This window comes from Kaistia granuli DSM 23481 (genome assembly GCF_000380505.1).
In the GTDB taxonomy this organism is placed as follows: Bacteria; Pseudomonadota; Alphaproteobacteria; order Rhizobiales; family Kaistiaceae; genus Kaistia; species Kaistia granuli.
The window spans coordinates 263,304-288,281 of sequence record NZ_AQYH01000010.1; the positions used below are offsets into that span (position 1 = coordinate 263,304).

Consider the following 24,978-nt stretch of genomic DNA (forward strand, 5'->3'; position numbering starts at 1 on the left):
ATCCCGACGACCGGGGTGCTCCATGGGTGGACTAATTGGGTGAATCAAACGCGAATGAACAGTGTTAACGAAGGGTGAATATCTACCGTGAACCTGCGCCACTTGCCAGAGACGACCGTCGCAGGACAGATTGATCATCCCAAGGGTGTGGCGGAAGCCACGCACCCCCTGTCCCAGACAGCGCCTTCCGGCGCCGGCTGCTCAATTTCTGCGAGCCAAAATGACCCATAGCCCTGCCGTTTCCTTCCACAAGTCGACGATGAACGAGACGGGGACATTGATCGTCCTGACCGACGAGACGCTCGGGCTCGGCGCCGCGGCACAGGGGCTCGGCATTGCCGACCTGCTCCAAAAGGCCGCAGCGACGGCGGACTACAAGGGCAAGTCCCTGGCGGTCCTCGACCTGCTGGCGCCGGCGAATCTTGCCTTTGACCGGCTCGTCGTCGTCGGGCTCGGCAAGGCGGACGAACTTGTGGAAGGTGACTGGTCGCGCCTCGGCGGCGTCATCCTCGGCGCGCTGCGCAAGGGCGAGAAGGCGACCCTTCATGCGGAACGCCCGGACGGAACGGCGATCAGCGGCGATCAGCTGGCGGATATCGGGCTCGGCGCCGTGCTGCGCGCCTATTCGTTCGATCGCTACAAGAGCAAGGGCAAGAACGGCAAGGACGGCGACAACGGCAAGGCCGCCAAGGCGCCGGTGACGCTCGACATCGTCGCGGCCGAGTCCGGCAAGGCGAAGAAGGCCTGGGTCGCCCGCTCGGCAATCGCCGAGGGCGCGATCCTGGCGCGCGAGTTGGTCAACGAGCCGGCCAATGTGCTCGGCCCGGTCGAGTTCGCCGAGAAGGCCGCCGCCCTCGAGGCGCTCGGCGTGACGATTGAGACGCTGACCGAGAAGCAGATGAAGAAACTCGGCATGCGGGCGCTGCTCGGCGTGGCCCAGGGCTCCGTCCGGCCACCGCGCCTCGTCGCCATGCATTGGAACGGCGCCAAGTCCAAGGGGAAGCCCGTCGCCTTTGTCGGCAAGGGTGTCGTCTTCGATACCGGCGGCATCTCGATCAAGCCGGCCGGCGGCATGGAGGACATGAAGGGCGACATGGGTGGCGCCGCCGCCGTCGTCGGCCTGATGCACGCGCTCGCCGCGCGCAAGTCGAAGGCGAATGTCGTCGGCATCATCGGCCTGGTCGAGAACATGCCGGACGGTAACGCGCAGCGGCCGGGTGACATCGTCGCCGCCGCCTCGGGCGTGACGATCGAGATCATCAATACCGACGCCGAAGGCCGCCTCGTGCTGGCCGACGCGCTCTGGTACGCGCAGAAGACCTATGAGCCGAAGGTGATCGTCGATCTGGCGACGCTGACCGGCGCGATCATGGTGGCGCTTGGCACCGATTATGCCGGCATGTTCGCCACCGACGACGTGCTGGCGGACGCGCTCTCCAAGGCCGGCGAGGCGACGGGCGAGAAGGTCTGGCGCATGCCGCTCGGGCCGGCCTACGACAAGATGATCGAATCGAAGTTCGCCGACATCAAGAATACCGGCGGCCGCTATGGCGGCTCGATCACGGCAGCGCAGTTCCTGAAGCGTTTTGTTGACGACGGCGTCGCCTGGGCGCATCTCGACATCGCCGGCACGGCGATGGGCTCGCCGCAGACCGAGATCAACCGCTCCTGGGCCTCCGGCTGGGGCGTCCGCATCCTCGACCGCCTGGTCGCCGACAATTACGAGGGCTGACGCGATCTGCGAGGGAGGCTCCCACCGGATGGCTGCGATCCTATGAAGATAGCTTTCGTTGTGACTGCGACGGGGGCCTATTTTGACCACTTCTTTGACGATCTCGCCCGCTCCATCCTGGAGCGGGCGTTTCCTTCGCACGACGTTTCCGTGCTCTGCCTGACGGACCGCAGCCCGCCGGCGCGGGCCGGGGTTCGGTTCGCTCGGATCGAGAGGCTCGGCTGGCCCTTCGATTCCCTGCTGAAGTTTCATCGCATCCGGACGGCCTATGCCGAGATCGATGCCGACTATCTGTTCTGCATCGACGCCGACATGCTGGTCGTTCGCGAATTCGGCTCCACGGTTCTCGAGAGCCCGCTGTGCGCCGTGGTGCATCCGTCCTTCTACAACAGGACGTCGCTGGCGACGTTCGAGACGGATCCGATCTCGACTGCCTTCGTCCCCAGGGATCGGCGGCGCTGCTACTACCAGGGATGCCTGTTCGGCGGGAAGCGGCACGCATTCGCTTCGATGATCGACGCCATCGCTCTGTCGATCGAGGCCGATCTTTCGCGCGCCGTCATCGCCGTCTGGCACGATGAGTCGCATCTGAACAAATTCGCGAGCGAGAATGCGATCCTCGCCCTCGACCCCGGCTATGCCTATCTGGCGGCGCGGGACGTCGATTTTCCCGGAACGGCGAAAGTTCTGCATCTCCACAAGGAGAATGATCGCCTGCGCGGCGAAAGATCCAGTATAGACGTCGCTTCCATCCTCGATCCGTCGGGCGAGGGGGTGGATACCGATCTGTTCCGGCGTCTTCTCAACGTCCAGGTGGCGCGGCTCAGCGAAGAGCAGAGACGTCGGACATCGGAGAGCAGGACGATAATGGATCCGTGGCGCGACAGGATTGCTCGGCTTCGATCCCGCAATGAGGCGAGATGACCGAGGTTCTGTTCTATCATCTGCAGCAGCAGCCGCTCGAAGTGCTCCTGCCGGGCCTGCTCGAGAAGAGCCTGGAGCGTGGCTGGAAGGTCGTCGTCGAGGCCGGATCGGTCGAGCGCTGCGAGGCGCTCGATGCCTTGCTCTGGACCTATGGCGAAGAGACGTTCCTGCCGCACGGCCTCTGGCGCGACCCGGACGCGGCGCAGCACCCAATCCTGATCACGCCCGAGCCGGACAATCCCAATCAGGCCAATGTCCGCTTTCTGGTCGCCGGCGCCGCCGCCGGCGACCTCTCCGGCTATGTCCGCGTGGTGCTGATGTTCGATGGCAACGACCCCGATGCCTTGGACGGCGCCCGCGCCTCCTGGAAGCGCGTCAAGGCCGAGGGCCATGACGCGACCTATTGGCAGCAATCCGAGCAGGGGCGCTGGCAGAAGAAGGCGTGAAGCCGATCCTGGCACCCCCTAATAGGGTTGCAGTATTTGCCCCAAGGGTGACGTCGGCGGGATCTTGTCCCGGGCGGCTCTCCGCATGACCTCGTTGTAGAGATGGACGCAGGACGTCCGATGCGTCGTCAGATCCTTGAGCTGGATATCCGGATCATAGAGGAGCGAAATCCGGTCCGCGTCGACGGGATAGAACACGTCCGCAGGCTTGACGTGATGGTGCAGCCCGCGCTGGTTGACGAAATGGGTGATCAGGCGCGGCCCGAGCGTCCCCCACGGTGTCTCCGAGAACGGCCGTGGCCGCCCAATCCACTGCCGGATCCGCATCTTCATCTGATGACGGGGCTTCAGCCACGGGGGAATGAAGGCCGGCGTCGCCGACCGGCGCAGGTCCTGCAGCAGTTCGCTGTCCGGCTCAAGGCCGAGGACGGCGCCGTTGATGCTGCTGTCCCGCTCGTAGCCCAGCACGATCTCGGCCGGCTGCAGCGGCTTCAGGCAATAGACGTCGCAGTCGACATAGATCGACGGAACCCGCTGCAGAAGCTCGTACCGGAAAATGTTCGAGAACAGCGAGAACTTGCCGCCGGACGACAGGCGGATCATCTCGGCCTCGGGCAGGATCGTCGCGGCGTCGGCCGTCTCGACGCCATCCGGAACGTTGCCGAGATTGCCGTAGCTGTAGAGCCGGGTGCGATGTCCGGCCACCACGAACGACCGGAGGCAGGCGGCGGATAGCGGATTGAGCTTGTCACCGATCCAGATGGCGGTGATGAGAGGCAGCGTCACGTCGGTCTCCGGAGATCGTATTTCGGTGAAACGGGGCGGAGAGGAGTTCAGTCCACTCCGACCGCCGTCTCGTATTCTGCCGACATTTCCAGCCAATGCTCTTCCCGCTCGCCCAGCGTCCGGACCGCGTCGGCGCGCTGTTTGGCAAGCGTTGTCGCCTTGCTCGGATCCTTGACGTAGAGCTCGACGTCGGCGAGCGCGGTGTCCAGCTTCTGAATCTCTTTCTGAAGCTTTTCCATCAAGGATTCGGTTTCCTTGATCTTTTTCCGCAGCGGCGCCAGCTCCGACCGCTTGGCGGCCGACTCGCGGCGACGATCCTGGGCCGAGTTCTTGGAGGCGTCGCCCTCCGTCTTGCCGTTGGAGGTATCCGGCCCCTTCACGATCAGCTTTCGGTAGTCGTCCATGTCGCCGTCGAAATTCGACACCGTGCCGTCGGCGACCAGCAGCAGCCGGTCGACCGAGGCCTCGATCAGATGGCGATCATGGCTGATCAGGATCACGGCGCCCGGATAGTCGTTCAGCGCCTGCACGAGCGCCTCGCGGCTGTCGATGTCGAGATGGTTGGTCGGCTCGTCGAGGATGAGCAGATTGGCGCCGCGGAAGGTGGCGATGCCGAGCAGCAGGCGCGCCCGCTCGCCGCCCGAGAGCTCGCGCGCCGGCGTGTCCATCTTGGCGGTCGGAAAACCCATGGCGCCGACTCGGGCGCGAACCTGCGCCTCGGTCGCGTCCGGCATCAGCATGCGGATGTGCTGTACGGCGGTCTCGGCCGGGCGCAGATCGTCGAGCTGGTGCTGGGCGAAGAAGGCGATGTCGAGCTTGTCGGCGCGTCGCATCGCGCCAGTCAGGTTGGGCAGGCGGCCGGCGAGCAGCTTGGCGAAGGTCGACTTGCCGTTGCCATTGGCCCCCAGCAGGCCGATGCGGTCCTCGACGTCGATGCGGAGGTCGAGCTTGCGGAGGATCGGCTTGCCCTCCTCATAACCGACAGAGGCGTTGTCGAGCGCGATGATCGGCGGCGCCAGGATCTTGGCCGGCGGCGGGAAGTAGAACGGCGTCACATCCGAATCGACGATGCCGGCGATCGGCTGCATCTTTTCCAGCGCCTTCATGCGCGATTGCGCCTGGCGCGCCTTGGAAGCCTTGGCCTTGAATCGATCGACGAAGGCCTGCAGGTGCTTGCGCTGATCGTCCTGCTTCTTCTTCAGCTTCAGCTGCAACGCCTGCTTCTCGCGGCGCTGGCGGTCGAAACTGTCATAGCCGCCGCGATAGGGCGTCAGCTTGCCCTGGTCGAGATGGACGATCATGTCGACGGCGCGGTTCAGCAAGTCGCGATCATGGCTGATCAGGAAGACCGTGTGCGGATAGCGCGCGACATAGTTCTCGAGCCACATCGTGCCTTCGAGGTCGAGATAGTTGGTCGGCTCGTCGAGCAGCAGCAGGTCGGGCTCGGCGAACAGCACGGCGGCGAGCGCCACGCGCATACGCCAGCCGCCGGAAAAGGCCGAGCAGGGGCGCAGCTGCGCCGCGGCGTCGAAGCCGAGGCCGGACAGGATGGTGCCGGCGCGCGCCTCGGCCGCATGGGCGCCGATGTCGGACAGGCGGATCTGGATCTCGGCGATGCGGTGCGGATCGGTCGCGTGCTCGGCCTCGGCCAGCAGCGCCGCGCGCTCGGTATCGGCGGCGAGTACGAAGTCGATCAGCGACTGTTCGGTGCCAGGCGCCTCCTGGGCGACCTGGCCGATGCGGACGCCGCGCGGCAGGCCGATGGAGCCGCTCTCCGGCGCGATCTCGCCGGTGACCAGCTTGAACAGGGTCGTCTTGCCGGTGCCGTTGCGGCCGACGAAGCCGGCCTTTACCCCGTCGGGTAGGGCAATGGTCGCCCCCTCAAGGAGCGTACGGCCGGCGATGCGATAGGTGACTTCGTTGACATGCAGCATGGCCGGCTATGTGCCGTGCCTTGGCGCCGGACGCAAGCGTTCCGCGTCGACAAGTCGCCGGTCGTTTCTAGCGACCGGCGATGTCGCGAACGATCAGCTCGGCATGGTAGCTCGCCAGCTCGTAGCAAAGCACGAGCTCGTTGCGGGCCGCGTCATAGCTCGACGTCACCGCGCCGCAGCTTTTCGCCCGGATGGTCGGGGCGGGGGAGAGCGTGAAATCATTGGCGAGCCGCGTCGCCACCTCTTCCAGCACGCGATTGTCGTGCAGGATGGTCACTTCCGCGATCTCGCCGCCGGTCGGCTCTTCGTAGACGACGGGGATGGTGGTCATGGGCGCGCCCGCGGCGCGGGCCAGCGGCTTCAGCCCTTCGGTCCAGAGGGCGCGCTTCTTCTGGTAGCTCGCGGCGCAATCGGCGCGGGCCGCAGGCGTCAGCGACGACGCGTCGGCGACATCGGCGAAATCCTTGCCGTTGGCGCCGACCATGTCGCAGACGATGCCGTTGGTCCGCTCGGCGTCGAGGGAATGGCGATCGGGCAGGCCGACGGCCTCGGGGCGGGCGGAAGCGGTCAGATGATTCGAAAGCATCCAGCTATCGATGGCGTCGACCAGCGTCTGGTCGCCGGCGCCGGAGCGCGGCTCCAGCAGCGTCATGACGGCGAAATCGTCGGCCGCCTGCTCGCCGCCGTCCTGCAGCACGCCGAAGCGCTGCATCATCATGTGGCCGGCCTGGTGATAGAGCGCGAACACGGCGTTGCCGACGACGAAGTCGACCACCTCGGCCAGATGGGCGTCGGTGATGTCCTGCGGCGGCTCGGCCTCGATCGTCGGGGTGGCTGCCTGCGCGGCCGAAACGGAGAGGGCGAAGGCAAGGAGAAGGGGCCGCAACATGGGGACTCGCAGGCAAAGAGAACGAAACTGTGTGGAAACGTGCTCTTCCCCCTCGGTTGAATCAAGCGACCGCCATCACACATCGCCGATATATTTGCGCGATCGGTTGCAGGCGGACCGGTTGCCCGTGCCGCGCGGGCACTAGCTAAGGCCCATTCCCGACTGGCGCTGGAAAAGGATCAGATCGAGGCTGGCGCAGGCGTCGCGGCCGGCGATGCGGGTCAGGATCGCGGTCGCCTGGCCGCGGTGGTGGGTCTGGTGGTTGAAGAGGTGGGCGAGGGCGGGGCCGAGCGGCTGCGTGACCTCGGTCGGATTGGTGATCGGCCGGTAGGTGAACTTGCCGGCGATGTCCGCCTCGCTGAGCCCTTCGACATAGGCGACGATCCGTTCGTCCTCGACGCGCCGGAGCAGCGCTAGCTCGTCGAGCGCCTCCGCCGCCGTCTCGTCCAGCGCCGTGTGCAGCGGGCCGGATCCGGTGAAACGGCGCATCCAGATCCGGTCTGTGACGACGAGGTGGTTGAGCGTGCCGCCGAGCGAACCGAAAAACGCGCCCTGGTCGGCGTGATAGAGCTCCGGTGAGACGGAGCGCGCGGCCTCGTAGAGGCGCTCATTGGCCCATGCATTATAGGCGGCGAACATGGTGAAGTGCTGCTTCAAGGCCTGGCTCCCGTGCCCGTCGCGAAAACGTCGCGTTTATCAGGTAAGTATGGCTGACATTTTTACGCTCCGACAGAGCGATCGAAAGGGTCCGCGCCCTTGCCGGGTCGGGGCGACGAGGCTATACAGCGCCACCCAATTACCCAAATCAAACCGACAGACAGGACCGAGAAATGGCGATTGAACGCACCTTTTCGATGATCAAGCCCGACGCGACCAAGCGCAACCTGACCGGCAAGATCACCGCCAAGCTGGAAGATGCCGGCCTGCGCGTCGTCGCCTCCAAGCGCGTCTGGATGTCCCGCCAGCAGGCCGAGGGCTTCTACGCCGTTCACAAGGAGCGTCCCTTCTTCGGTGAGCTGGTCGAGACGATGACCGCCGGCCCGACCGTCGTTCAGGTTCTGGAAGGCGAAGGCGCCATCCTGAAGAACCGCGAAGTCATGGGCGCGACCAACCCGGCCAACGCCGACGCCGGCACGATCCGCAAGGAATTCGCCCTGTCGATCGGCGAGAACTCGGTGCACGGTTCGGATGCTCCGGAGACCGCTGCCCAGGAGATCGCCTACTGGTTCTCGGGCATCGAGCTCGTCGGCTAATCACCGAACACTTCTGAATTCGAATGGCCGGGCTTGCCCCGGCCATTTTTGTTTCTGGCGCGCCGCATCGGGCTTTTCCAGGCTCGCCGGCCTCAGCTCAGCGGGATCATGACCGCCTTGCGATAGGCGGGGCGGGCCGAGAGGCGTTCGTACCAGGCGGCCAGATGCGGCAGGTCGGGCCGCTCGATCGGCATGGCGAACCAGGCATAGACGAAGCAGCCGAGCGGGATGTCGCCCATGCCGAAGCTCGGGCCCGAAAGATAGGGCTGCTCGGCGAGCGCCTGATCCGCCATTCCCAGCAGGGCAGCGCATTTGGTCCGGCCCGCCTCGATCGCGGCGCTGTCGCGCCGGTCCGGTGCGGTGCGCACCATGCCCCAGAACACGTCGCGGAACGGGGCGGCCAAGCTCGACGTCGTCCAGTCCATCCAGCGGTCGGCGCTGGCGCGCAGCGTCGCCGGCTCCGGCGCCAGCGTGCCGAGGGCATAGCGTGCGGCGAGGTAGCGGACGATGGCGTTCGATTCCCACAAGACGAAGTCGCCGTCCCGGATCGTCGGCACCAAGCCGTTCGGATTCATGGCGCGATAGGTGGGATCGCCCGTCAGGCCGAAAGCGCCGCCGGCCGGGATCGCCTCATAGGCGAGGCCGATTTCCTCGGCGCACCAGAGCACCTTCTTGACGTTGTTCGAGTTGTTGCGGCCCCAGATCGTCAGCATCTGTCTCTCCTCCCGGCGTGCCGGCGCATCCGCCGGGACGGCGACGTCAGATCTCGTCGAGAAACTCATCGTAAAAGCGGCGGAGGCGGTCCTGCCGAAGTGTCGCCAGGCTCGATCCGGCCTCGGTCTGGAAGCCGCTGGCGAGCTTGAACAGCTTGTTCTCGAAATGGTCGAGCGCGAAGCGCGCATCGGCGAGCGGCCGGGCGATCGCTTGCGGATCGTCGGGATCATAGAGGCCGCTGCCGAGGCGGCCGGCGATATAAAAGCAGCGGGCCGCGCCGATCATGCCGATCGCGTCGAGACGGTCGGCATCCTGCAGGATGCGCGCTTCCAGTGTCTCCGGCGTGATGCCCGCCGAAAAGCTGTGCGCCTCGATCGCATGGGCGACGGCGTCGATCCGGGCCGGGTCCCAGCCTAGATCGGCCAGGATGCCCGCGGCTTTGCGGGCCGCGAGGCGGGAGGCTTGCGGACGCATCGGGTCGTTCTTCTCGACGGTGACACAGTCGTGCAGCAGGACGGCCGCCGCGAGGACCTCGCCGTCGCCGCCTTCCCGGGCGTGGATGGCGGCCGCGTTCTTCCAGACCCGCTGCAGGTGGGCGATGTCGTGCGAGCCGTCATCGCTGTCGGTCGCATGCGGCAGCAGGCGTTCGGCCAGCGCCTGATGCGGCGCGAAGGCGTTGTTGCCGCGGTTCGTCAGGGAGAGATTCAATCGACGGTGTTCCAGCGTTCCTCGGCGTCGTCGTCGGACGACTTGGCGCTGACCCAGGCGACGGCACCGGCGGCGGTGTGTTCCTTCTTCCAGAAGGGCGCGTGGGTTTTGAGGAAGTCCATGATGAATTCGGCCGATTCGAACGCGGCGTGACGATGCTTCGAGGCCGTCACCACCAGCACGATGGTCTCGCCGGGCTTCACCTTGCCATGCCGGTGCAGCACGGTGACGTCGGAGATTTCCCAGCGCTTCGCCGCCTGTTCGGCGATGCGCGTCACTTCCGTCTCCGCCATGCCGGGATAGTGCTCGAGCTCGAGCGCCTCGAGCCGGCCGTCCTCGTCGCGGCAGAGCCCGGTGAAGGTCACCACCGCGCCGATGTCGCCCCGGCCCGTCGTCACGCGCTCGATCTCCGCCGTGATGTCGAGCGGCTCGGAAACGATGGCAACGCGGACATGGGCCATGGCGGCTAGCCTCCCGTCATCGGGGGAAAGAGGGCGACTTCGCGCACGCCGGCGATAGGCGTGTCATGCTCGGCATGATCATGGTCGAGGGCGACGCGGATGGCGGCCGGTTCAGCCAGCGCGAGGTCATAGGCTTCGCCCCGCGTGCGCAGCCAGCCGAGCAGGTCGTCAACCGTATCGACGCCACGCGGCGGCTCAATCGTTTCCTCGGCCGTGCCGATCCGCTCTCGCACCCAGGCGAAATAGAGGAGCTTCACGGTTCCTCCTCCAGGATATGGCCGAGCCCGGCGCGGAAATAATCATAGCCCGTATAGAGGGTGACGATGGCCGAGATCCACAGCAGCACGATGCCGATCAGCGTCGTATAGGCGAAATGGATGTCGCCGGCGGGGCCTGCCAGCAGGAACCCGATCGACACCATCTGCAGCGCCGTCTTCCACTTGGCGAGGCGCGACACCGGCACACTGACGCGCAGCTCGGCGAGATATTCGCGAAGGCCCGAGACGAGGATTTCGCGCGACAGGATGATCAGCGCCGCCCAGAGCGACAGCCCACCAATCGTGCGTTCGAACACGAGCGCCAGAAGGCAGGCGGAGACCAGCAGCTTGTCGGCGATCGGATCCAGCATGCGGCCCAGCGAGGATTGCTGTTTCCAGATCCGCGCCAGATAGCCGTCGAGATAGTCGGTGACACTGGCGAGGATGAAGAGCGCCAGCGCGATCCAGCGCCACGAATCCTTGCCACCGACGACGCAGAAGACGACGAGGGGGACAGCCAGAATCCGGGCATAGGTCAGGATGTTCGGGAGCGAAAGCAGAAGTGCTCGCTGCGGCCGTCTGACGTCGAAGGTGCGAAGCTCGCTCATAACCGTCCTTGAACCCTCACCCTCATATTGCATCCGGGCCTGCCCCTGCCAAGGGTGGCTAGCAAAAGACATGGCAGAACCGGATATGGCCAGGAGGCTGGCGCGACAATGCGATGCCGACACGGCGTTCGCGGGAATCGGCTACATGATATCCCGTCCGGCGGCCGTTCCGCCATGGCGAAGCGGCCGAGCCGGCAACAATCGGCCGCCGCCGAACAGATGAGGGGGACGCGCATGCGCGCCTGGTTCGAACATCTTGTCGCGGCGAGTCGCTGGTCGGCGTCCGGGGTCGCGATCCTGTTCCGGGGCGAGACGGCGGCGCGAATGGAGCTTGCGGGAGGTCTCGCCGCACTGGTCTGGATCGTCGTCCTGGGGCGCTCGTTGGCCGAGATCGGCGTCTATCTCGTGCTGGTCTTCGCCTCGCTCTCGGTCGAGGCGATCAACACGGCGATCGAGGAGATCGTCGATCGCGTCTCGCCGGAGCGCTCCGAATTTGCGCGGCGCGCCAAGGATCTCGGCTCGGCCGCGGTCATGTTCATGCTGGTGGCGACGAGCCTCTATGTCGGGATGCTGACGATCGCGACCCTGCTTGGCCGGTGACGGTCGCGCCGGCGCGGGTTGGCAGGACGGTGGCGTCCCGCTATGTGTGCCGTCGAATGCTATCGATTTGAAAGCTCAATCATGACCGACACGCTGCCCGACCGTCTCTCGAACGACCCGAAGAGCCCCTTCCATGACGAGGCCCTGCTGGAGCGCGGCATCGGCATCCGCTTCAACGGCGTCGAGAAGACCAATGTCGAAGAATATTGTATCAGCGAAGGCTGGGTCCGCGTCGCCGCCGGCAAGGCGCGCGATCGCTTCGGCAATCCGCTGACGATCAAGCTGAAGGGCGTGGTCGAGGCCTATCTGCACGACGCCAGCGACGCGAACGACGCAGGCTGATAGTGACGGGCGCGATCCCGATCGCGCCCTGCCAGATCGAGGATCCCTGCCGGGGTCAGTCTTCCTCGGCCGGATCCTCCGGAGCGCGCTCCGCCAGACCATGGCCGAGCGCCACCCGCTCATCGAAGACGAAGCATTCTCCCTGCCAGAGGCTTTGCTCCGGCGGGATGGTCTCGAGATATTTGAGGATGCCGCCTTTGAGGTGGAACACCTCTGCGAAACCCTGCGACAGCAGGTAGGAGCTCGCCTTCTCGCAGCGGATGCCGCCGGTGCAGAACATGGCAACCTTCTTGTTGACGGCCGGGTCGAGTGAGCGGCCGACGAAATCCGGGAACTGCGAGAATTTCCGCGTTTCCGGATCGAGCGCCCGTTCGAACGTCCCCATCTTCACTTCGAAGCGGTTGCGCGTGTCGACGACGACGACGTCGGGATCCGAGATCAGCGCGTTCCAGTCCTCGGCCGCGACATAGGTGCCGACCTGGCGGGTCGGATCGACCTGCGGCTGCGCGAGGGTGACGATTTCCTTCTTCAGCCGGATCTTCAGCCGCTTGAATGGCATCGCCGATGCGCCCGAGAATTTGAGCTCGAGATTATCGAGCCGTCCGCCGAAAAGTTCGCCGGTCGTCAGGCTGGCGATGACCGCGTCGATGCCTTCATCCGTACCGGCGATGGTGCCGTTGATGCCTTCCGGCGATAGCAGCAGCGTGCCCCGAATCCCCTGCGTTTCGCAGAGTTCGAGCAGGGGCGCGCGCAGGGCCTCGAAGTCGGGCAGCGCGGCGAACTGATAGAGGGCGGCAACCTTGTATGTCATGCGGCGAGCCAATAGCACGGCGCCCGATTTGCGCAAATCGACAGGGTGACGCGGATTTCCCTCTCAACAAATCGAATGTCAGTTCCTACATGATGCAGGCAAGGGTCTGGAAGGGCCCGATTTTTTGGCAGGGAGAAGGATCTCACATGTTATTCGGCAAGCGCACACCGGTATTTCTCGCGATGCTTGGCCTCGCGACGGCGATGAGCTTCCCTGCATTCGATGACGCCGAGGCGCGTCGCGGTGGCAGCTTCGGTAGTCGTGGCGGGCGGACGTTCCAGTCTGCGCCGGCTACCCCGACGGCGCCGAGCGCGGCGCAGCCCGTTCAGCGTTCGATGACGCAGCCGGGCCAGGCGACCAACGCGGCGGCTCGTCCGGGCCAGCAGGCCCAGCGTCCCGGTTTCCTGGGTGGTTTCGGCGGCGCCATGCTGGGCGGCCTGATGATGGGCGGCCTGATCGGCATGCTGATGGGCAACGGTCTCGGCGGCATGGCCGGAGCGTTCGGCTTCATCCTGCAGTTCGCGCTGCTGGCGATCGCCGCGATGTTCCTGTTCCGCTTCTTCGCCAACCGCAATCGTACGGCCACCGCTGGCGCGGCTCCGGCCGGCATGCCACGCGGCATGACGCCGGATGCACCGGCCGAGGCCCCGTCGAATACGACGCCCCGTAGCGGCCTCGGTAGTCTGGGTGCGCTCGGTGGTCTGGGTGGCGGCTTCGGCGCCGGCGCCAAGAAGCGTCCGGCCAATGCGATGAATGCCAATGACGAGATCGGCATCACCGGCGACGACCTCGACAGCTTCCAGAAGCTTCTCGACGAAGTTCAGGGCGCTTTCGGCCGCGAGGACTATGCCGGCCTGCGCGAGCGCACGACGCCGGAAATCATGTCCTACCTGTCGGAGGAACTCAGCCAGAACGCCACCAACGGCCAGCGCAACGACGTCACCGACATCACGCTGCTGCAGGGCGATCTCGCCGAGGCCTGGAGCGAGGGCGACACCGACTACGCCACCGTCGCCATGCGCTACGAGAGCCGCGACGTGATGCGCGACCGGGCGACCGGCGCAATTGTTTCGGGCGGCGCCGACGCGCTGACCGAGACGACGGAACTCTGGACCTTCGCCCGCAAGGATGGCGGTCCGTGGAAGGTTTCCGCCATCCAGGAAACCTGATCTGGATCCGATCGTCTCAACGATCGCGTGGAATTGTGTGGCGGGTCCGGGTAATCTCCGGACCCGCCATTTTTATTGGCCCCTTTGCCAATGGTCCGTTCGATGCAGGTTCGCAGTCCCTCTCTCACCGCCATCGGCTTCGATGCCGACGACACGCTCTGGCAGAACGAGCAGTTCTACCGGCTGACCGAGCAGCGCTTCATCGACCTGCTCGCCGAGCATGCCGACCGCGCCGACATCGCCGCCCGCCTGAACGAGGCCGAACGGCGCAACCTCAAGCTCTACGGTTTCGGCATCAAGGGTTTCACGCTGTCGATGGTCGAGACGGCGATCGAACTGACCGGCGGTAGGATTCCGGCCGGCGCGATCAGCGACATCCTCGCCGCCGGTCGCGACATGCTGGTCCATCCGGTCGAGACACTGCCGCATGTGCGCGAGACGCTGGAGCAACTGGCCGGAAACTATCGGCTGATCCTGATCACCAAGGGCGACCTGTTCGACCAGGAGCGCAAGCTCGCGGCCTCGGGGCTCGGCGACCTGTTCGACGCGGTCGAGATCGTCAGTGACAAGAATGCCTCGACCTATCACCGCATCTTCAGCCGCCACGCGGACGGCCCGGCGCAGAGCATGATGGTCGGCAATTCGCTGAAGTCAGACATCGTGCCCGCGATCGAGGCCGGAAGCTGGGGCGTCTATGTTCCGCATGACCTGACCTGGTCGTTCGAGCATGTCGAGCCGCCGCTCGGCGCGCCGCGCTTTCGCGAGGTCCCGCATCTCGGCGAACTTCTGGCTCTGATCACCAAGCTCGATGGATGAATGAGAAGGGGACGAGACCTCGCGGCCTGGTCCCCTTTGCGTTGCCGTCGTCCTATTGCGGGAAGGCTGCCGTCCCCGTCGTCTTGGTCACCGCGGGCGGGTTCCAGCGGCCCGTCAGGGCGGCGCTCTGCGGCGCGTAGAGACGCATCGTCAGATTGAACGGACCCTTGGGGGCCGGCAGCCAGTTGGCTTCCTTATCAGCGCCCGGGCTCTCGTTCTGGAAGTAGAGATCCAGCGAGCCGTCGGCATTTCTGACGAAGGGCATCCAACTCGAGACGGCGAAGCGATTGAGCGGGTTGGCAATCTGAAAGCCGTCCGGATCATAGAGGGTGACAGACCAGAACGCGTTGACCGGCGGCAGTTCGTTGGCCTCGAAATGCAGCACGTAGTCGTTGGCGCCGTCGAGCGGGTGTCCTTCGGAATCGCCGAGATTGAGCGGATAGATGGCATCCTCGGGCAGATTGGCCCCGAGGCCGAGCTGCGCGACAATCGCCCGCTTCAGGTAATAATTGCCGTAGACGCCCATGGTGCTGGTGTTCATCGACCAGCCGTTCTTGACGTCTGCCAGGGTCTTCACCTTCCACGCCATCAGCTTCTGCGCCCCGGCCGGCGCGGCTTTCAGCCCCTCCTGCACTTCCGGCGTGAGTTTGGCGAAGTCAAACGTCTGGCCCGGGACGATGCCGATCTTGGCGAGGTTGGCGACCATCGGCTGGTCGGTGATGTGCGGGGGATGCAGCTTGAGCAGCTCGGCTGCCTTGGCGAAGTACGCGTCGGCCGCCATGTGGTCGACCGTGAGCTTGGGCGGCGTCTTCATGTCGATGGCGGGATCGATCGTCGCGACAGGGGGCTTGGCGTCCTTGCCCCATTCGGAAAGCGGCACGATCCGGTAGCCGGCCTGGATCTTGTGGACGGCGTCATAGTCTGCCGGGCCGTCGGTCTTGGTTCTGCCGATGATCCAGACATAGGGCGTCGGCGCCTCGATGCGGCTTGTGCCCTCCGGCAGCTTGAATTCCTCGCGCCAGCGATCCCGGAGGTCGGGGCGCCAGCCCGGCGGCGTGATCAGGTAGTTGGCGGCGGCGGTTCCGGTCGTGCGCCAGCCGGGCGAGGCAAACACGTCCGACCACATGTCGAGCATGGGCAGCAGGAAGTATCGGCCGCCGGTATCCGGGCTGGAGACGACCATAGGCTCCTTGGTCATGTCGAGCCAACCGGACGAGTAGAGCGTGTCGAAGTTGGGCCGGACGACGACCTTGAAGTCGGCCGGGGGGAATTCCGGGATGTTGTTGAACATGTTCATCGGGCCGCGGCCGAGCTCCTTGCCCGGCGCGATATTGGTGCTCTGTCCCCGCGTCAGCTCCATCGTCACCAGCGGGTAGAAATAGAGATAGGCGTCGACGCCGATGGCTTGGGCCTCCTCCTTCGTCAGGGGCGACGCCGCATAGGCTGATGGCGCTGCCGCGGCTGCCAGCGCAGCTCCCAGCGTTGCCGCAATCCAGATCTTGGTCATGAGTTAGGCCTGCTTTCCCCGCTTGGCGGACCGTGGGTTGAAGTCGCAATGGAGCGAAATCTAGGGACGCACCCTGCATGACGTCGAGTAAATTAGAGTTGATTGACAGGGTGTTGAATTAAGTTTCTTGAAAATAAGATATACTTATTTAATTTTGTTCTATTTATTGAATTATAAGGAGTATGCGTCTACCGGGAGTGCCATTTTCGATAGTGTTGGACAGAACTCGTCGGCGGGCGCTGGTTTCGAAATTTCGATGCGCTGTTGGCCGCGGCCGTACAATGCGGAGGTCAAGCGGAAGGAAAAGCAGGATGGTTCGCGTCGTCGGTATCGATCATCTCGTCATTCGGGTGGGCGACTATGAGCGCTCCAAGCGCTTCTACGGGCGCTTGTTCACCTTCCTCGGCTTCGAGGTGCTGGGCGACTATGGCGACACGATCGGCTGGACCAATGGCAAGACGCGCTTCTGGATCGGCGAGGCGGACGCCGAGGGCAAGAAGCGGCCGTACCGGATCGGCGACATCGGCTTCCACCATTATGCGTTCGAGCTTCGCAGCCGCAAGGATGTCGACGATCTGCAGGCATTCCTGCGCGGCGAGCACGTCACCATCGTCGATCCCGCGGCGGAGTATTACGACGACTATTACGCGGTCTTCTTCCTCGATCCGGACGGATTGAAGCTGGAAGGCATGAAGTATGGCGAGGCCGCCGCAGCCGCAGGGGCTGAGATCTGAGCGGTCCGGCGGTCAACCTATTCTGGCGAGGACACCGGATGGCAGACGTCACCTCCGCGCTGGTCGGTTTTCATGCCGGCACGGGCAGGGATGACCGCGGCCGGACTCTCGTCGACATCCTCGCCTGGGACGACGACCGGCTGGAGCGCGTGCACGACTACATCCAGTGGCTCTTTCCGTTGCCGGAGCGCAGTGCGTTCAACCCGGCCGCGCCGGCGCTCGGCGATGCCGACATCGCGGCGTTCCGGACCCGCGCGGATTTGCGTGCGGCGCTGCGGCGCGCATTCCTCCGGCTGCTCGCTTTCTACGGCTTCGAGGAACAGCGCGAGACCATCATTCCCGCGCCGGGTTTCCCCGCCCAGTCGCGCAACTGGCTGACGCCCGGCAATCACAATCTGCTGCGCATCAGCCGGATCCTGCGCTCCCTGACCCTGCTCGGGCTGGGGCCGGAGGCGCTGGCTTTCCTCGCGGCGCTGGAGACCTTGCCGGAGGATCGGCGCGCGACGATCGGGCCGGTGACCTTCGGTTACTGGCGTCGGGCGGTCGCACCAGACGCCTGAGAGTGTTCGCAGGACGAGGCGCTACCGCGCCTAGTCGCCATTGTCGTGGAAGAAGTCGTAGATCGTCCGCGCCATCTGCTCGGAAATGCCGGGCACGTCGAGCAGGTCCGGCACGCTGGCCCGGCTCACCGCCTTCGCCGTGCCGAAATGGGCCAGCAGGGCGCGCTTGCGCGTCGGGCCGATGCCGTCGATCTCGTCGAGCGGGCTCTTGGTCAGCGCTGCCTTGCGCTTGGCGCGGTGCGTGCCGATGGCGAAGCGGTGCGCCTCGTCGCGCAGGCGCTGGACGAAATAGAGGACGGGGTCGCGCGGCTGCAGCATGAAGCCCTCGCGGCCGGGAATGAAGAATTTTTCGCGCCCTGCGTCGCGGTCCGGTCCCTTGGCGATGCCGACAAGCGGCACCTGGTCCGTCAGGCCAAGCCCGTCGATGATCTCGCGCGCCGCCGAGAGCTGGCCCTGGCCGCCGTCGATGAAGACGAGGTCGGGCCAGGGGCCGAAACCCTCCTCGTCGCGCGGCGCGGCCTCGCGCGAACCGTGCTCCTTGACCAGCCGCGAGAAACGGCGGGTCAGCACTTCCTTCATCATGCCGAAATCGTCGCCCGGGGTGATCTCTTCTGAGCGGATGTTGAACTTGCGGTACTGGTTCTTCACGAAGCCGTTCGGCCCGGCGACGATCATCCCGCCGACCGCATTGGTGCCCATGATGTGGCTGTTGTCGTAGACTTCGATGCGGCGCGGCGGGCCTTCCAGCCCGAAGGTGGTGCCGACGCCTTCGAGCAGGCGCGACTGGCTCGCCGTCTCGGCCAGATTGCGGCCGAGCGCTTCGCGCGCGTTGAGCAGCGCGTGGTCGACCAGGTCCTTCTTCTCGCCGCGCTTCGGCACGGCGATCTCGACCCTGTGGCCGGCATGTTCGCTGAGCGCCTCGGCGATCAGATCCATCTCCTCGACCTCATGGCTGAGCAGGATCAGGCGCGGGCAGGGCTTGTCTTCGTAGAACTGGGCCAGGAAAGCGCCGAGGATCTCGGCGGCGTCGAGGCTCTTGTCGGCGCGCGGATAGAAGGCGTGGTTGCCCCAGTTCTGGCCGGTGCGGAAGAAGAACACCTGCACGCAGCTCTGGCCGCCCTCCTGGTGCACGGCGAGCACGTCCGCTTCGTCGACGGTCTGGGGGTTGATGCCCTGGTGCGACTGCACATGCGAGAGCGCCGCGATGCGGTCGCGATAGATGGCAGCGCGCTCGAAATCCAGATCGGCGCTGGCCGCCTCCATGGCCCGGGCGAGGTCAGTCTTGATCACGGAGGATTTGCCGGTCAGGAAGCCCTTCGCCTCACGCACCAGCTCGGCATAGTCGTCGAGCGCGATCTCGCCGGTGCAGGGAGCGGCGCAGCGCTTGATCTGGAACAGCAGGCAGGGACGGGTGCGGCTTTCGTAGACGCTGTCGGTGCAGGTGCGGATCAGGAAAGCCCGCTGCATGGCGTTCATGGTGCTGCCGACGGCACCGGCCGAGGCGAACGGACCGTAATAGTCGCCCTTGCGCGTGCGGGCGCCGCGGTGCTTGACCAGCTGCGGCGCTTCGTGGTCGCCGGTGATCAGGATGTAGGGAAACGACTTGTCGTCGCGCAGCAGCACATTGAAGCGCGGCCGCAGGCGCTTGATCAGGTTCGCTTCCAGCAGCAGCGCTTCGGTCTCGGTCCGCGTCGTGACGAATTCCATCGTCGCCGTCTGCTGGATCATCCGGATGATCCGGTTCGACTGCATGCCGATCCGCGTATAGCTGGTGACGCGCTTCTTCAGATTGCGCGCCTTGCCGACATAGAGAACGTTGCCGTTCTGGTCGAACATCCGGTAGACGCCCGGCGCGTTGGGAAGGCGCTTGACGAAATCGGCGATGACGAGCGCACCCTGGCCGCGTGGCACGAGTTCGCCGCCCGCCTCGAAGGCGGTTTCCGTCTCGGCCTCGCTCGTCGTCGGCGTCGTTGTGACGTCGCTTTCGATCTCTGGCTTGTCGTTCTCGGGTGGTGCGGTGTTCACTCGTTGATGCCTACGATATCGGGCGTTTCCCAGGCAAGATGCTGCCCGCCATCAAGCGCGATCATCTGGCCGGTGATGGAGCGCGTCTCATAGAGATATCGGATCGTTCGCCCGAATTCGCCAAGTTCCGGCCCGTGCTTCAGGAGGACCGCCTCGGCCTGCTTCCGGAAGTCGGCCGGATCCTGGCGCGGCGAGGGAAGGGTGGGGCCCGGACCGATCGCGTTGACGCGGATGCGCGGCGCGAGTGCCTGGGCGAGCGTCCGGGTCGCGGTCAGGAGGCCCGACTTCGACAATTGGTAAGATAGGAATTGCGGCGTCGTTTTCCAGGCGCGCTGGTCGACCATGTTGACGACGAGTCCTTCGCGATCGTCCGGTAGCTGGGCTGCGAACGCGTCGGCCAGGAAGACGGGCGCCGCGAGATTGACGGCCAGCTGGCGCTGGAACCGCTCGGGGTCGAGATCGCCGATCCCGTCCGCCTCGAAGATCGAGGCATTGTTGACGAGGAGCGTCAGCGGGCCGAGGGCTGCCGCCGCGAGGGCGGGCAGGGTGCGCGCGGCCTCGAGATCGGCGAGGTCGGCCGTCACCACGGCGGCGCGGCCGCCCTCCTGGTTGATGCGGGCCGCGAGTTCCCCGGCGTCGCCGATCGACTGGCGGCAATGGATCGCGACGGCGAAGCCGTTCCTCGCCAGGTCCTCGACGATGGCGCGGCCTATTCGCCGCGCGCCGCCAGTCACCAGCGCAATGCCCTTTTCGTCTGCCATTGTCCCGCCGTTCATCCCGAATCCATGGAGCCGCGAAGATAAGGCCGCGCGGCAATTTCGGTAAGCCTCCGTTAGGTTTGGTTAAATGTGGTCAACACCTGCGTTTGCAATGTGTCGGCCGCCATTCCCAGATCCTGTCAGGATCGATAAAATTTAAATAAATCCATAGGGTTACCGTGCGGATGTGGGCTTTTTGCAACGCTGGCCGAATGCCGCGAACATGCCTCATTTCCTGTCCGGTTCCGCCGCAATCAACCGCTTAATTCAGACCATCGGATCGGGGGAGAAATTTGGCCCTTCGATCAAGCTTTCGAGTTTCAGTTTAGTACGCATGGAGACCAAGATGCTGCGTATCCGCACCCTCTCCCTGAGCGCCATGGCGCTTGCTCTGTCGGCTGCCCCGGTTCTGGCTGCGGATCTCACCTACGAGCCGGCTCCGGCTCCGGTCGAGACCTCGGTGCAGGCATTCAGCTGGACCGGCCCGTATGTCGGCGCCACGGTCGGCTACGGCTGGTCGTCGAATGACGCGTCCTCGGCGAATTCCTTCGGCAGCCTCAATGGCGACGGCTTCAAGGGCGGCCTCTACGCCGGCTACAACTTCGACCTGGGCAACCAGTGGGTGATCGGCGCCGAAATCGACGCCAACCTCGACAACGTCAGCGGTTCGAACGCTCGCGGTGTCGTCCGTCAGCGTTGGGATTCGACCGCCCGCGCTCGCGTCGGTTATGCGTTCGATCGTTACCTCGCCTACGGCACGGGTGGCGCGGCCATCTCCGGCGCCAGCGCCAACGGTCTCGACTACGGCACGGACTCCAAGACCCACATGGGCTGGACCGTCGGCGCCGGTGTCGAAGCCCAGGTCTGGAACAACGTCACGGCTCGCCTTGAGTACCAGTACGCCGACTACGGCAAGGAAAACTACAACATCGCTCCGGGCGGCACGGACGTCGACTTCAGCACCAACACGATCCGCGCTGGTGTTGGCGTCAAGTTCTGATCCATTTTCCCGGATCGAATAAATAAAACGCCGGCGGGGCAACCCGCCGGCGTTTTTCTTTTTTGGGCGTTGCTTTCGGGTTCCGGTGTGCGGAGCGGCCTGATCGCAAAAAAGCACCGGCGCAAGGCCGATGCTCTTTCGTTCATCCGATCCCGGACGCGGATCGGGCGCGGGCTATTCGCTGCCGGCAAACAGCGCGGCTTGCAGCGCCCGCCAGCTGGCCTGGTCCGGTGCCAGCAGCAATCCGCCGTCGCGATGAGCGGGCAGGTAGGGGCTGGCGTCGAAGCGGGCCGAGTAGCCGCCGGCTTCCTGATGGATCAGCCAGCCTGCGACATGGTCCCAGACCGTCAGCTTGGCATAGAGCGCGAAGTGGCTGTGACCGCCGGCCAGCATCCGATACTCATGCGCTGCGCAGCGGTAACTCGCGGCCGAACGGGTCGCGGCCAGATTGGCGCAGACGAGCGAGCGCAGCGGCTCGGATAGCAGCGACCAGGACGCGGTGCCGGACATCTCGTCAACGGGCTTCGCAGTGGCGACCTTGAGGTCGTTGTGGCGACCATCGGCAGCCTCGGTCCAGGCGCCTTCGCCGCGCACCGCGATGGTCCAGTCGCCTCCGATCGGATCGAGGATGACGCCGCCGACCGCCTCGCCCCGCACCACCACGCCGGCCATGACGCCAAACAGGGTCAGCCCCGAGGCGAAGTTCTTGGTGCCGTCGACGGGATCGACCACGAAGGCGAGCTCGGCGCCGTCGAGCCGGTCGAGCAGCGTCTCGTCGGCCGAGACGGCTTCCTCGCCGATCACCACCGCGCCGGGAAACGCCTTGACGAGACTGGCGGTGATCACCTTTTCGGCCGCTTCATCGGCATCGGTGACGAGATCCTCGGCCGACGTCTTCTGGCGGATCGCGCCGTCGGCGAGGTGACGGAAGCGCGGCAGGATCTCTGCCTCGGCCGCATCGCGCAGGATCGCGGCGACGGTCCGGGCGTCGGCGGTTGAAAAGCTCATTGTGATCTCCAGGCAGGGCGTCAGGCTGTGACGCGGGTCGTCTCGAATGAGGGGACGCGGGCAGCGAAATCCTCGAGGAAGGCCACCAGCTTCGGATGATCCTTGCGCCAGGCGCCGCCGAAGCGGAGATCGAGATAGCCGAGGGCACAGGCGAGGGCGATCGTGCCGACGTGAACCGATCCGTCGAGCGGCCATGCCTCGGCAGCGGCGAGGCCGCGCTCGACCTTGCCCTGCTGATGGGCTTTCCAGGTAGCGCTCTGCTGCGCCTCGTCGCGCCAGCGTCCCTCATAGACCTGGAGCAGGGCGGCATCGGCGATGCCGTCAGCCAGCGATTGCAGCACGAGCGCCGGATAGCGTCGCGCCGGATCGGCCGGCAGCACGCGGCCGCCGCCGGCGAGGTGGTCGAGATAGTCGACGATGACGCGTGAATCGTAGAGCACGAACCCGTCTTCGAGGATCAGCGCCGGGATCTTGCCGAGCGGATTTTGCTGCCGCAGCGCTTCGTTCGGATCGGAGGTGTCGGCGACGACGATCTCGATGCGGTCCATGAGATCAAGCTCTTGGGCGACGATCTTGACCTTGCGCCCGAACGGGGAGGCGGGCGAACTGCGCAGAACGAGCAAAGCGGGGATCCTTGTCGGAAGCCTATCGGACGGGTGGCATGGTGAGCCGGTTGTTGCGGCAGGCCTTGCGGTCGACTTCGGCGCAGGCCCGGAAACGGAGGTCGCGCGTCATGCAGATGCGGACTTCCTTGAGGCGGCGGGAATCGCAGCTGACGGCGATGGCGTCGCGCCGGAGCCCGGGATTGGCGGCGATGAAGGCGGCCTCGACCTCGTTCGGCGAAACCGTCAGGTAATCGGTGACGTCGACGAACTTGTCGGGAATGCGGACCGCCTCGTTCGCCTGGCGGGTCAGCTCGAAATAGTCGACGGGCTCGAGGCCGGAGCAGGAGCCATGCGTGCGCCATTCGTGGCGGACGAGCGAGGGGCTCGGCATGATGTCAAGCATGCTGTCGACGAGACGGCGCGGAAGGCCGCTGCGCGGTCCGGCGTCGCAATTGCGCGGCGAGCCCCGCTCATATTGCGGCCAGAGCCCGTGCACGACGAAGGCGAAGGGGCGCGGCCCGCCGCACTGGATGCGGTCCGAACGACCGCGATCCTGGCAATAGGTCGGCGACCACGAGAGCGACAGCACGTAGAAGTCGAAGTCACCCGGCGTGTCGGCCAAGGCCGAGGCCGGGGTGATCCAGAGGGCGGCCAGGGCGACGAGCGAGACGATCAGGGCGCGCAGGGCCGACGGCAGCCGCACGCCTAGTAATACCGGCCCGGGCGCACCGTGCGGCAATGGCCATCATGGACCCGCCAGGGGTCCTGTCCGGCCACGCAGAAATCAACATACCAGCCGATCGAGGCGAAGCCCATGCGCTCCTCGATCAGATAGTAGACCGCGGTCGGGCGGATATTGTCGGCGATGTAGACATCGGCACGGCAGAAGCGGCGATCGATCAGGCCGGGATCACCGGGCACGAACTGCGATTCCTGAACGGAGGCCACTTCGCGGAAGGCGAGGTCGTTGCCCCAGGTATGGGTGTTCGCCCAGTGATAGCGCTCCGCCATGTTGGAGAGCACGGCCGGCGCGTCGCAGGGCGGCACGGTGCCGCGATTCCAGCCCCGGCGCACTTCGGGTGCGGACTCGTAGCCGCCGGAATAGTCGGCCGCCTGCGCCGCGGAACCGGCGAGCGCCACGAAGGCGATGGCTGCGAGGAGGGTACGGATCATGGCGGCGATTCCCCAAAGGACGCTTTCAACGACGATGCGTCACTGCCGCCGGTATGGTCAAGCGTTCTGCGCTTCCGAACGGGTCGGGTGGTGAACAGAGCGTCGTCGTGTGGGCGGCTGGCAACAGCTGCCGTTTGAGCCAATATGCCACCCAGCAAGATATGGAGCAGCGACATGGGCCTTCTGGTCGACGGAATTTGGCAAGACCAATGGTATGACACGCGCAATACGGGCGGCCGTTTCCAGCGCAGCGCGGCCGGCTTCCGCAACTGGGTGACGGCCGACGGCAGCCCGGGACCGACCGGCAAGGGCGGCTTCAAGGCGGAGCCAGGACGCTATCACCTCTATATCGCCCGCGCCTGTCCGTGGGCGCATCGGGTCATGATCTTCCGGGCTCTGAAGGGCCTTGAGGATATGATCGACTATTCGGTTGTGCACTGGCTGATGGGCGAGAACGGCTGGACCTTCGCGCCGGGCCCCCGTGTCACCCCCGACAAGCTGCACGGCTTCGACTATCTCTATCAGGTCTACACCAAGGCGGATCCCGAATATTCGGGCCGGGTCACCGTTCCGGTGCTCTGGGACAAGCAGACGGAGACGATCGTCAGCAATGAATCGTCCGAGATCATCCGCATGCTGAATTCGGCCTTCGACGGCGTCGGCGCCAGGAAGGGCGACTACTATCCGGAGGCACTCCGGACCGAGATCGACGCGCTGAACACCCGCATCTACGACACCGTCAACAACGGCGTCTACAAGGCCGGCTTCGCGACGAGCCAAGCCGCCTATGAGGAGGCGGTGCGGCCGCTGTTCGACAGCCTGGACTGGCTGGAAGGGATCCTGTCGGACCAGCCCTACCTCGCGGGAGACCGGCTGACCGAGGCAGACTGGCGGCTGTTCACCACGCTGCTGCGCTTCGATCCCGTCTATGTCGGCCATTTCAAGTGCAATCTGCGCCGGCTGATCGACTACCCGGCGCTGTGGTCCTACACGCGCGAACTCTACCAGATGGCCGGCATCCGCGAGACCGTCGATTTCGACCACATCAAGCGGCACTATTACGAGAGCCACAAGACGATCAATCCGTCCGGTGTGGTGCCGCTCGGCCCGATCCTCGATTTCGACGAGCGGCCGGATCGGGCCTTCAACGCGTAGCGG

The 24,978-nt window shown here is 65.5% G+C and carries 29 protein-coding genes; 12 read left to right on the top strand and 17 right to left on the bottom strand.

The genetic code is table 11. The features are described 5' to 3' along the window. Positions 1–220 precede the first annotated feature (220 nt). From G342_RS0116385 to G342_RS0116395, 3 genes are read left to right on the top strand one after another with little or no spacing between them, the layout of a single operon-like run. Positions 221–1,732, top strand: a complete 1,512-nt coding sequence (locus G342_RS0116385; protein WP_026304520.1) for a leucyl aminopeptidase — start codon at positions 221–223, stop codon at positions 1,730–1,732. Between the two features lie 42 nt (positions 1,733–1,774). Next, on the top strand, positions 1,775–2,656 hold the full coding sequence (locus G342_RS0116390) for a glycosyltransferase family protein (protein ID WP_018184252.1): 882 nt from the start codon (positions 1,775–1,777) through the stop codon (positions 2,654–2,656). Continuing rightward, on the top strand, positions 2,653–3,102 hold the full coding sequence (locus tag G342_RS0116395) for a DNA polymerase III subunit chi (RefSeq protein ID WP_018184253.1): 450 nt from the start codon (positions 2,653–2,655) through the stop codon (positions 3,100–3,102). The genes G342_RS0116390 and G342_RS0116395 overlap by 4 nt, the downstream gene beginning before the upstream one ends. 18 nt (positions 3,103–3,120) lie before the next feature. Here the strand turns inward: G342_RS0116395 and G342_RS0116400 are convergent, their stop codons facing one another. The 4 genes from G342_RS0116400 to G342_RS0116415 form a co-directional block, all read right to left on the bottom strand. Continuing rightward, positions 3,121–3,888 carry a hypothetical protein gene (locus G342_RS0116400; RefSeq protein ID WP_018184254.1) on the bottom strand — a complete coding sequence of 256 codons (768 nt, stop codon included), beginning with the start codon at positions 3,886–3,888 and terminating at the stop codon, positions 3,121–3,123. Between the two features lie 47 nt (positions 3,889–3,935). Then, a complete protein-coding gene (locus tag G342_RS0116405) occupies positions 3,936–5,822 on the bottom strand; it encodes an ABC-F family ATP-binding cassette domain-containing protein (protein ID WP_018184255.1) in 1,887 nt (628 codons plus the stop codon). Positions 5,823–5,889: 67 nt separating this feature from the next. After that, entirely contained in the window at positions 5,890–6,711 is an 822-nt protein-coding gene (locus G342_RS0116410) for a DUF4344 domain-containing metallopeptidase (protein ID WP_018184256.1), read from the bottom strand. A 141-nt stretch (positions 6,712–6,852) separates the two neighbouring features. After that, positions 6,853–7,368 carry a DinB family protein gene (locus G342_RS0116415; RefSeq protein WP_018184257.1) on the bottom strand — a complete coding sequence of 172 codons (516 nt, stop codon included), beginning with the start codon at positions 7,366–7,368 and terminating at the stop codon, positions 6,853–6,855. A gap of 173 nt (positions 7,369–7,541) precedes the next feature. Between G342_RS0116415 and ndk the strand changes: the two genes are divergently transcribed. Continuing rightward, positions 7,542–7,964 (top strand): nucleoside-diphosphate kinase, encoded by a 423-nt coding sequence (gene ndk, locus G342_RS0116420; RefSeq protein ID WP_018184258.1) that lies wholly within the window; start codon positions 7,542–7,544, stop codon positions 7,962–7,964. Between the two features lie 92 nt (positions 7,965–8,056). Here the strand turns inward: ndk and G342_RS0116425 are convergent, their stop codons facing one another. From G342_RS0116425 to pgsA, 5 genes are read right to left on the bottom strand one after another with little or no spacing between them, the layout of a single operon-like run. Then, on the bottom strand, positions 8,057–8,677 hold the full coding sequence (locus G342_RS0116425) for a glutathione S-transferase (RefSeq protein ID WP_018184259.1): 621 nt from the start codon (positions 8,675–8,677) through the stop codon (positions 8,057–8,059). A gap of 46 nt (positions 8,678–8,723) precedes the next feature. Next, a complete protein-coding gene (locus G342_RS0116430) occupies positions 8,724–9,386 on the bottom strand; it encodes an HD domain-containing protein (protein ID WP_018184260.1) in 663 nt (220 codons plus the stop codon). Continuing rightward, positions 9,383–9,847 carry a molybdenum cofactor biosynthesis protein MoaE gene (locus G342_RS0116435; protein WP_018184261.1) on the bottom strand — a complete coding sequence of 155 codons (465 nt, stop codon included), beginning with the start codon at positions 9,845–9,847 and terminating at the stop codon, positions 9,383–9,385. Before G342_RS0116435 ends, G342_RS0116430 begins: the two co-directional genes overlap by 4 nt. 5 nt (positions 9,848–9,852) lie before the next feature. Next, the gene (gene moaD / locus G342_RS0116440) at positions 9,853–10,104 is read right to left on the bottom strand and encodes a molybdopterin converting factor subunit 1 (RefSeq protein ID WP_018184262.1); all 252 of its coding nucleotides are present in this window, start codon (positions 10,102–10,104) and stop codon (positions 9,853–9,855) included. Next, positions 10,101–10,712: a CDP-diacylglycerol--glycerol-3-phosphate 3-phosphatidyltransferase gene (gene pgsA, locus G342_RS0116445; RefSeq protein WP_018184263.1), complete on the bottom strand. Its 612-nt coding sequence runs from the start codon at positions 10,710–10,712 to the stop codon at positions 10,101–10,103. Before pgsA ends, moaD begins: the two co-directional genes overlap by 4 nt. A 234-nt stretch (positions 10,713–10,946) precedes the next feature. On the opposite strand from pgsA, the gene G342_RS0116450 reads away from it, so the two are divergent. Further along, positions 10,947–11,312 (top strand): diacylglycerol kinase, encoded by a 366-nt coding sequence (locus G342_RS0116450; protein WP_018184264.1) that lies wholly within the window; start codon positions 10,947–10,949, stop codon positions 11,310–11,312. Positions 11,313–11,393: 81 nt separating this feature from the next. Then, complete coding sequence (locus tag G342_RS0116455) at positions 11,394–11,654, top strand: DUF3297 family protein (RefSeq protein ID WP_018184265.1); 261 nt, start codon at positions 11,394–11,396, stop codon at positions 11,652–11,654. A gap of 55 nt (positions 11,655–11,709) precedes the next feature. Here the strand turns inward: G342_RS0116455 and trhO are convergent, their stop codons facing one another. Then, positions 11,710–12,465, bottom strand: coding sequence for an oxygen-dependent tRNA uridine(34) hydroxylase TrhO (gene trhO, locus G342_RS0116460; RefSeq protein ID WP_040879030.1), 756 nt, complete (start codon positions 12,463–12,465; stop codon positions 11,710–11,712). A 146-nt stretch (positions 12,466–12,611) separates the two neighbouring features. Between trhO and G342_RS0116465 the strand changes: the two genes are divergently transcribed. Together G342_RS0116465 and G342_RS0116470 are read left to right on the top strand one after the other, a co-directional pair. Then, positions 12,612–13,634 (top strand): Tim44 domain-containing protein, encoded by a 1,023-nt coding sequence (locus G342_RS0116465; protein WP_018184267.1) that lies wholly within the window; start codon positions 12,612–12,614, stop codon positions 13,632–13,634. A gap of 102 nt (positions 13,635–13,736) precedes the next feature. Continuing rightward, positions 13,737–14,450 (top strand): HAD family hydrolase, encoded by a 714-nt coding sequence (locus tag G342_RS0116470; protein WP_026304523.1) that lies wholly within the window; start codon positions 13,737–13,739, stop codon positions 14,448–14,450. A gap of 52 nt (positions 14,451–14,502) precedes the next feature. Here G342_RS0116470 and G342_RS0116475 read toward each other — a convergent pair whose 3' ends face one another. Further along, complete coding sequence (locus G342_RS0116475; protein WP_018184269.1) at positions 14,503–15,957, bottom strand: DUF1254 domain-containing protein; 1,455 nt, start codon at positions 15,955–15,957, stop codon at positions 14,503–14,505. Positions 15,958–16,268: 311 nt separating this feature from the next. On the opposite strand from G342_RS0116475, the gene G342_RS0116480 reads away from it, so the two are divergent. Further along, on the top strand, positions 16,269–16,691 hold the full coding sequence (locus G342_RS0116480) for a VOC family protein (RefSeq protein ID WP_018184270.1): 423 nt from the start codon (positions 16,269–16,271) through the stop codon (positions 16,689–16,691). A gap of 38 nt (positions 16,692–16,729) precedes the next feature. Beyond that, the gene (locus tag G342_RS0116485) at positions 16,730–17,251 is read left to right on the top strand and encodes an opioid growth factor receptor-related protein (RefSeq protein WP_018184271.1); all 522 of its coding nucleotides are present in this window, start codon (positions 16,730–16,732) and stop codon (positions 17,249–17,251) included. A gap of 30 nt (positions 17,252–17,281) precedes the next feature. Here G342_RS0116485 and uvrC read toward each other — a convergent pair whose 3' ends face one another. After that, the gene (uvrC, locus tag G342_RS0116490; protein ID WP_245557300.1) at positions 17,282–19,162 is read right to left on the bottom strand and encodes an excinuclease ABC subunit UvrC; all 1,881 of its coding nucleotides are present in this window, start codon (positions 19,160–19,162) and stop codon (positions 17,282–17,284) included. 110 nt (positions 19,163–19,272) lie between these two features. Then, the gene (locus G342_RS0116495) at positions 19,273–20,037 is read right to left on the bottom strand and encodes an SDR family oxidoreductase (RefSeq protein WP_018184273.1); all 765 of its coding nucleotides are present in this window, start codon (positions 20,035–20,037) and stop codon (positions 19,273–19,275) included. A gap of 343 nt (positions 20,038–20,380) precedes the next feature. Here G342_RS0116495 and G342_RS0116500 point away from each other — a divergent pair, with 343 nt between their 5' ends. Further along, entirely contained in the window at positions 20,381–21,034 is a 654-nt protein-coding gene (locus tag G342_RS0116500) for an outer membrane protein (RefSeq protein ID WP_026304524.1), read from the top strand. A 174-nt stretch (positions 21,035–21,208) separates the two neighbouring features. Here the strand turns inward: G342_RS0116500 and G342_RS0116505 are convergent, their stop codons facing one another. Genes G342_RS0116505 through G342_RS25380 form a run of 4 tightly spaced genes read right to left on the bottom strand, consistent with a single transcriptional unit; the run spans position 21,209 to position 23,820 of the window. Beyond that, positions 21,209–22,042 (bottom strand): inositol monophosphatase family protein, encoded by an 834-nt coding sequence (locus tag G342_RS0116505; RefSeq protein ID WP_018184275.1) that lies wholly within the window; start codon positions 22,040–22,042, stop codon positions 21,209–21,211. Positions 22,043–22,062: 20 nt separating this feature from the next. Next, positions 22,063–22,665 carry a glutathione S-transferase N-terminal domain-containing protein gene (locus tag G342_RS0116510; protein WP_018184276.1) on the bottom strand — a complete coding sequence of 201 codons (603 nt, stop codon included), beginning with the start codon at positions 22,663–22,665 and terminating at the stop codon, positions 22,063–22,065. 22 nt (positions 22,666–22,687) lie between these two features. Further along, on the bottom strand, positions 22,688–23,350 hold the full coding sequence (locus G342_RS0116515) for a ribonuclease T2 family protein (RefSeq protein ID WP_018184277.1): 663 nt from the start codon (positions 23,348–23,350) through the stop codon (positions 22,688–22,690). Positions 23,351–23,352: 2 nt separating this feature from the next. Then, positions 23,353–23,820, bottom strand: a complete 468-nt coding sequence (locus tag G342_RS25380; protein ID WP_018184278.1) for a hypothetical protein — start codon at positions 23,818–23,820, stop codon at positions 23,353–23,355. Positions 23,821–23,994: 174 nt separating this feature from the next. Between G342_RS25380 and G342_RS0116525 the strand changes: the two genes are divergently transcribed. After that, positions 23,995–24,975 carry a glutathione S-transferase family protein gene (locus tag G342_RS0116525; RefSeq protein WP_018184279.1) on the top strand — a complete coding sequence of 327 codons (981 nt, stop codon included), beginning with the start codon at positions 23,995–23,997 and terminating at the stop codon, positions 24,973–24,975. The last annotated feature ends 3 nt before the right edge of the window (positions 24,976–24,978 follow it).

What these genes read in the sequence shown, in the direction of transcription:
- G342_RS0116385 (WP_026304520.1), top strand. Translation starts at nt 221, where the DNA reads ATGACCCATAGCCCTGCCGTTTCCTTCCACAAGTCGACGATGAACGAG.
- G342_RS0116390 (WP_018184252.1), top strand. Translation starts at nt 1,775, where the DNA reads ATGAAGATAGCTTTCGTTGTGACTGCGACGGGGGCCTATTTTGACCAC.
- G342_RS0116395 (WP_018184253.1), top strand. Translation starts at nt 2,653, where the DNA reads ATGACCGAGGTTCTGTTCTATCATCTGCAGCAGCAGCCGCTCGAAGTG.
- G342_RS0116405 (WP_018184255.1), bottom strand. Translation starts at nt 5,822, where the DNA reads ATGCTGCATGTCAACGAAGTCACCTATCGCATCGCCGGCCGTACGCTC.
- G342_RS0116410 (WP_018184256.1), bottom strand. Translation starts at nt 6,711, where the DNA reads ATGTTGCGGCCCCTTCTCCTTGCCTTCGCCCTCTCCGTTTCGGCCGCG.
- ndk (WP_018184258.1), top strand. Translation starts at nt 7,542, where the DNA reads ATGGCGATTGAACGCACCTTTTCGATGATCAAGCCCGACGCGACCAAG.
- G342_RS0116425 (WP_018184259.1), bottom strand. Translation starts at nt 8,677, where the DNA reads ATGCTGACGATCTGGGGCCGCAACAACTCGAACAACGTCAAGAAGGTG.
- G342_RS0116435 (WP_018184261.1), bottom strand. Translation starts at nt 9,847, where the DNA reads ATGGCCCATGTCCGCGTTGCCATCGTTTCCGAGCCGCTCGACATCACG.
- pgsA (WP_018184263.1), bottom strand. Translation starts at nt 10,712, where the DNA reads ATGAGCGAGCTTCGCACCTTCGACGTCAGACGGCCGCAGCGAGCACTT.
- G342_RS0116450 (WP_018184264.1), top strand. Translation starts at nt 10,947, where the DNA reads ATGCGCGCCTGGTTCGAACATCTTGTCGCGGCGAGTCGCTGGTCGGCG.
- G342_RS0116455 (WP_018184265.1), top strand. Translation starts at nt 11,394, where the DNA reads ATGACCGACACGCTGCCCGACCGTCTCTCGAACGACCCGAAGAGCCCC.
- trhO (WP_040879030.1), bottom strand. Translation starts at nt 12,465, where the DNA reads ATGACATACAAGGTTGCCGCCCTCTATCAGTTCGCCGCGCTGCCCGAC.
- G342_RS0116465 (WP_018184267.1), top strand. Translation starts at nt 12,612, where the DNA reads ATGTTATTCGGCAAGCGCACACCGGTATTTCTCGCGATGCTTGGCCTC.
- G342_RS0116470 (WP_026304523.1), top strand. Translation starts at nt 13,737, where the DNA reads ATGCAGGTTCGCAGTCCCTCTCTCACCGCCATCGGCTTCGATGCCGAC.
- G342_RS0116475 (WP_018184269.1), bottom strand. Translation starts at nt 15,957, where the DNA reads ATGACCAAGATCTGGATTGCGGCAACGCTGGGAGCTGCGCTGGCAGCC.
- G342_RS0116480 (WP_018184270.1), top strand. Translation starts at nt 16,269, where the DNA reads ATGGTTCGCGTCGTCGGTATCGATCATCTCGTCATTCGGGTGGGCGAC.
- G342_RS0116485 (WP_018184271.1), top strand. Translation starts at nt 16,730, where the DNA reads ATGGCAGACGTCACCTCCGCGCTGGTCGGTTTTCATGCCGGCACGGGC.
- G342_RS0116495 (WP_018184273.1), bottom strand. Translation starts at nt 20,037, where the DNA reads ATGGCAGACGAAAAGGGCATTGCGCTGGTGACTGGCGGCGCGCGGCGA.
- G342_RS0116500 (WP_026304524.1), top strand. Translation starts at nt 20,381, where the DNA reads ATGCTGCGTATCCGCACCCTCTCCCTGAGCGCCATGGCGCTTGCTCTG.
- G342_RS0116505 (WP_018184275.1), bottom strand. Translation starts at nt 22,042, where the DNA reads ATGAGCTTTTCAACCGCCGACGCCCGGACCGTCGCCGCGATCCTGCGC.
- G342_RS25380 (WP_018184278.1), bottom strand. Translation starts at nt 23,820, where the DNA reads ATGATCCGTACCCTCCTCGCAGCCATCGCCTTCGTGGCGCTCGCCGGT.
- G342_RS0116525 (WP_018184279.1), top strand. Translation starts at nt 23,995, where the DNA reads ATGGGCCTTCTGGTCGACGGAATTTGGCAAGACCAATGGTATGACACG.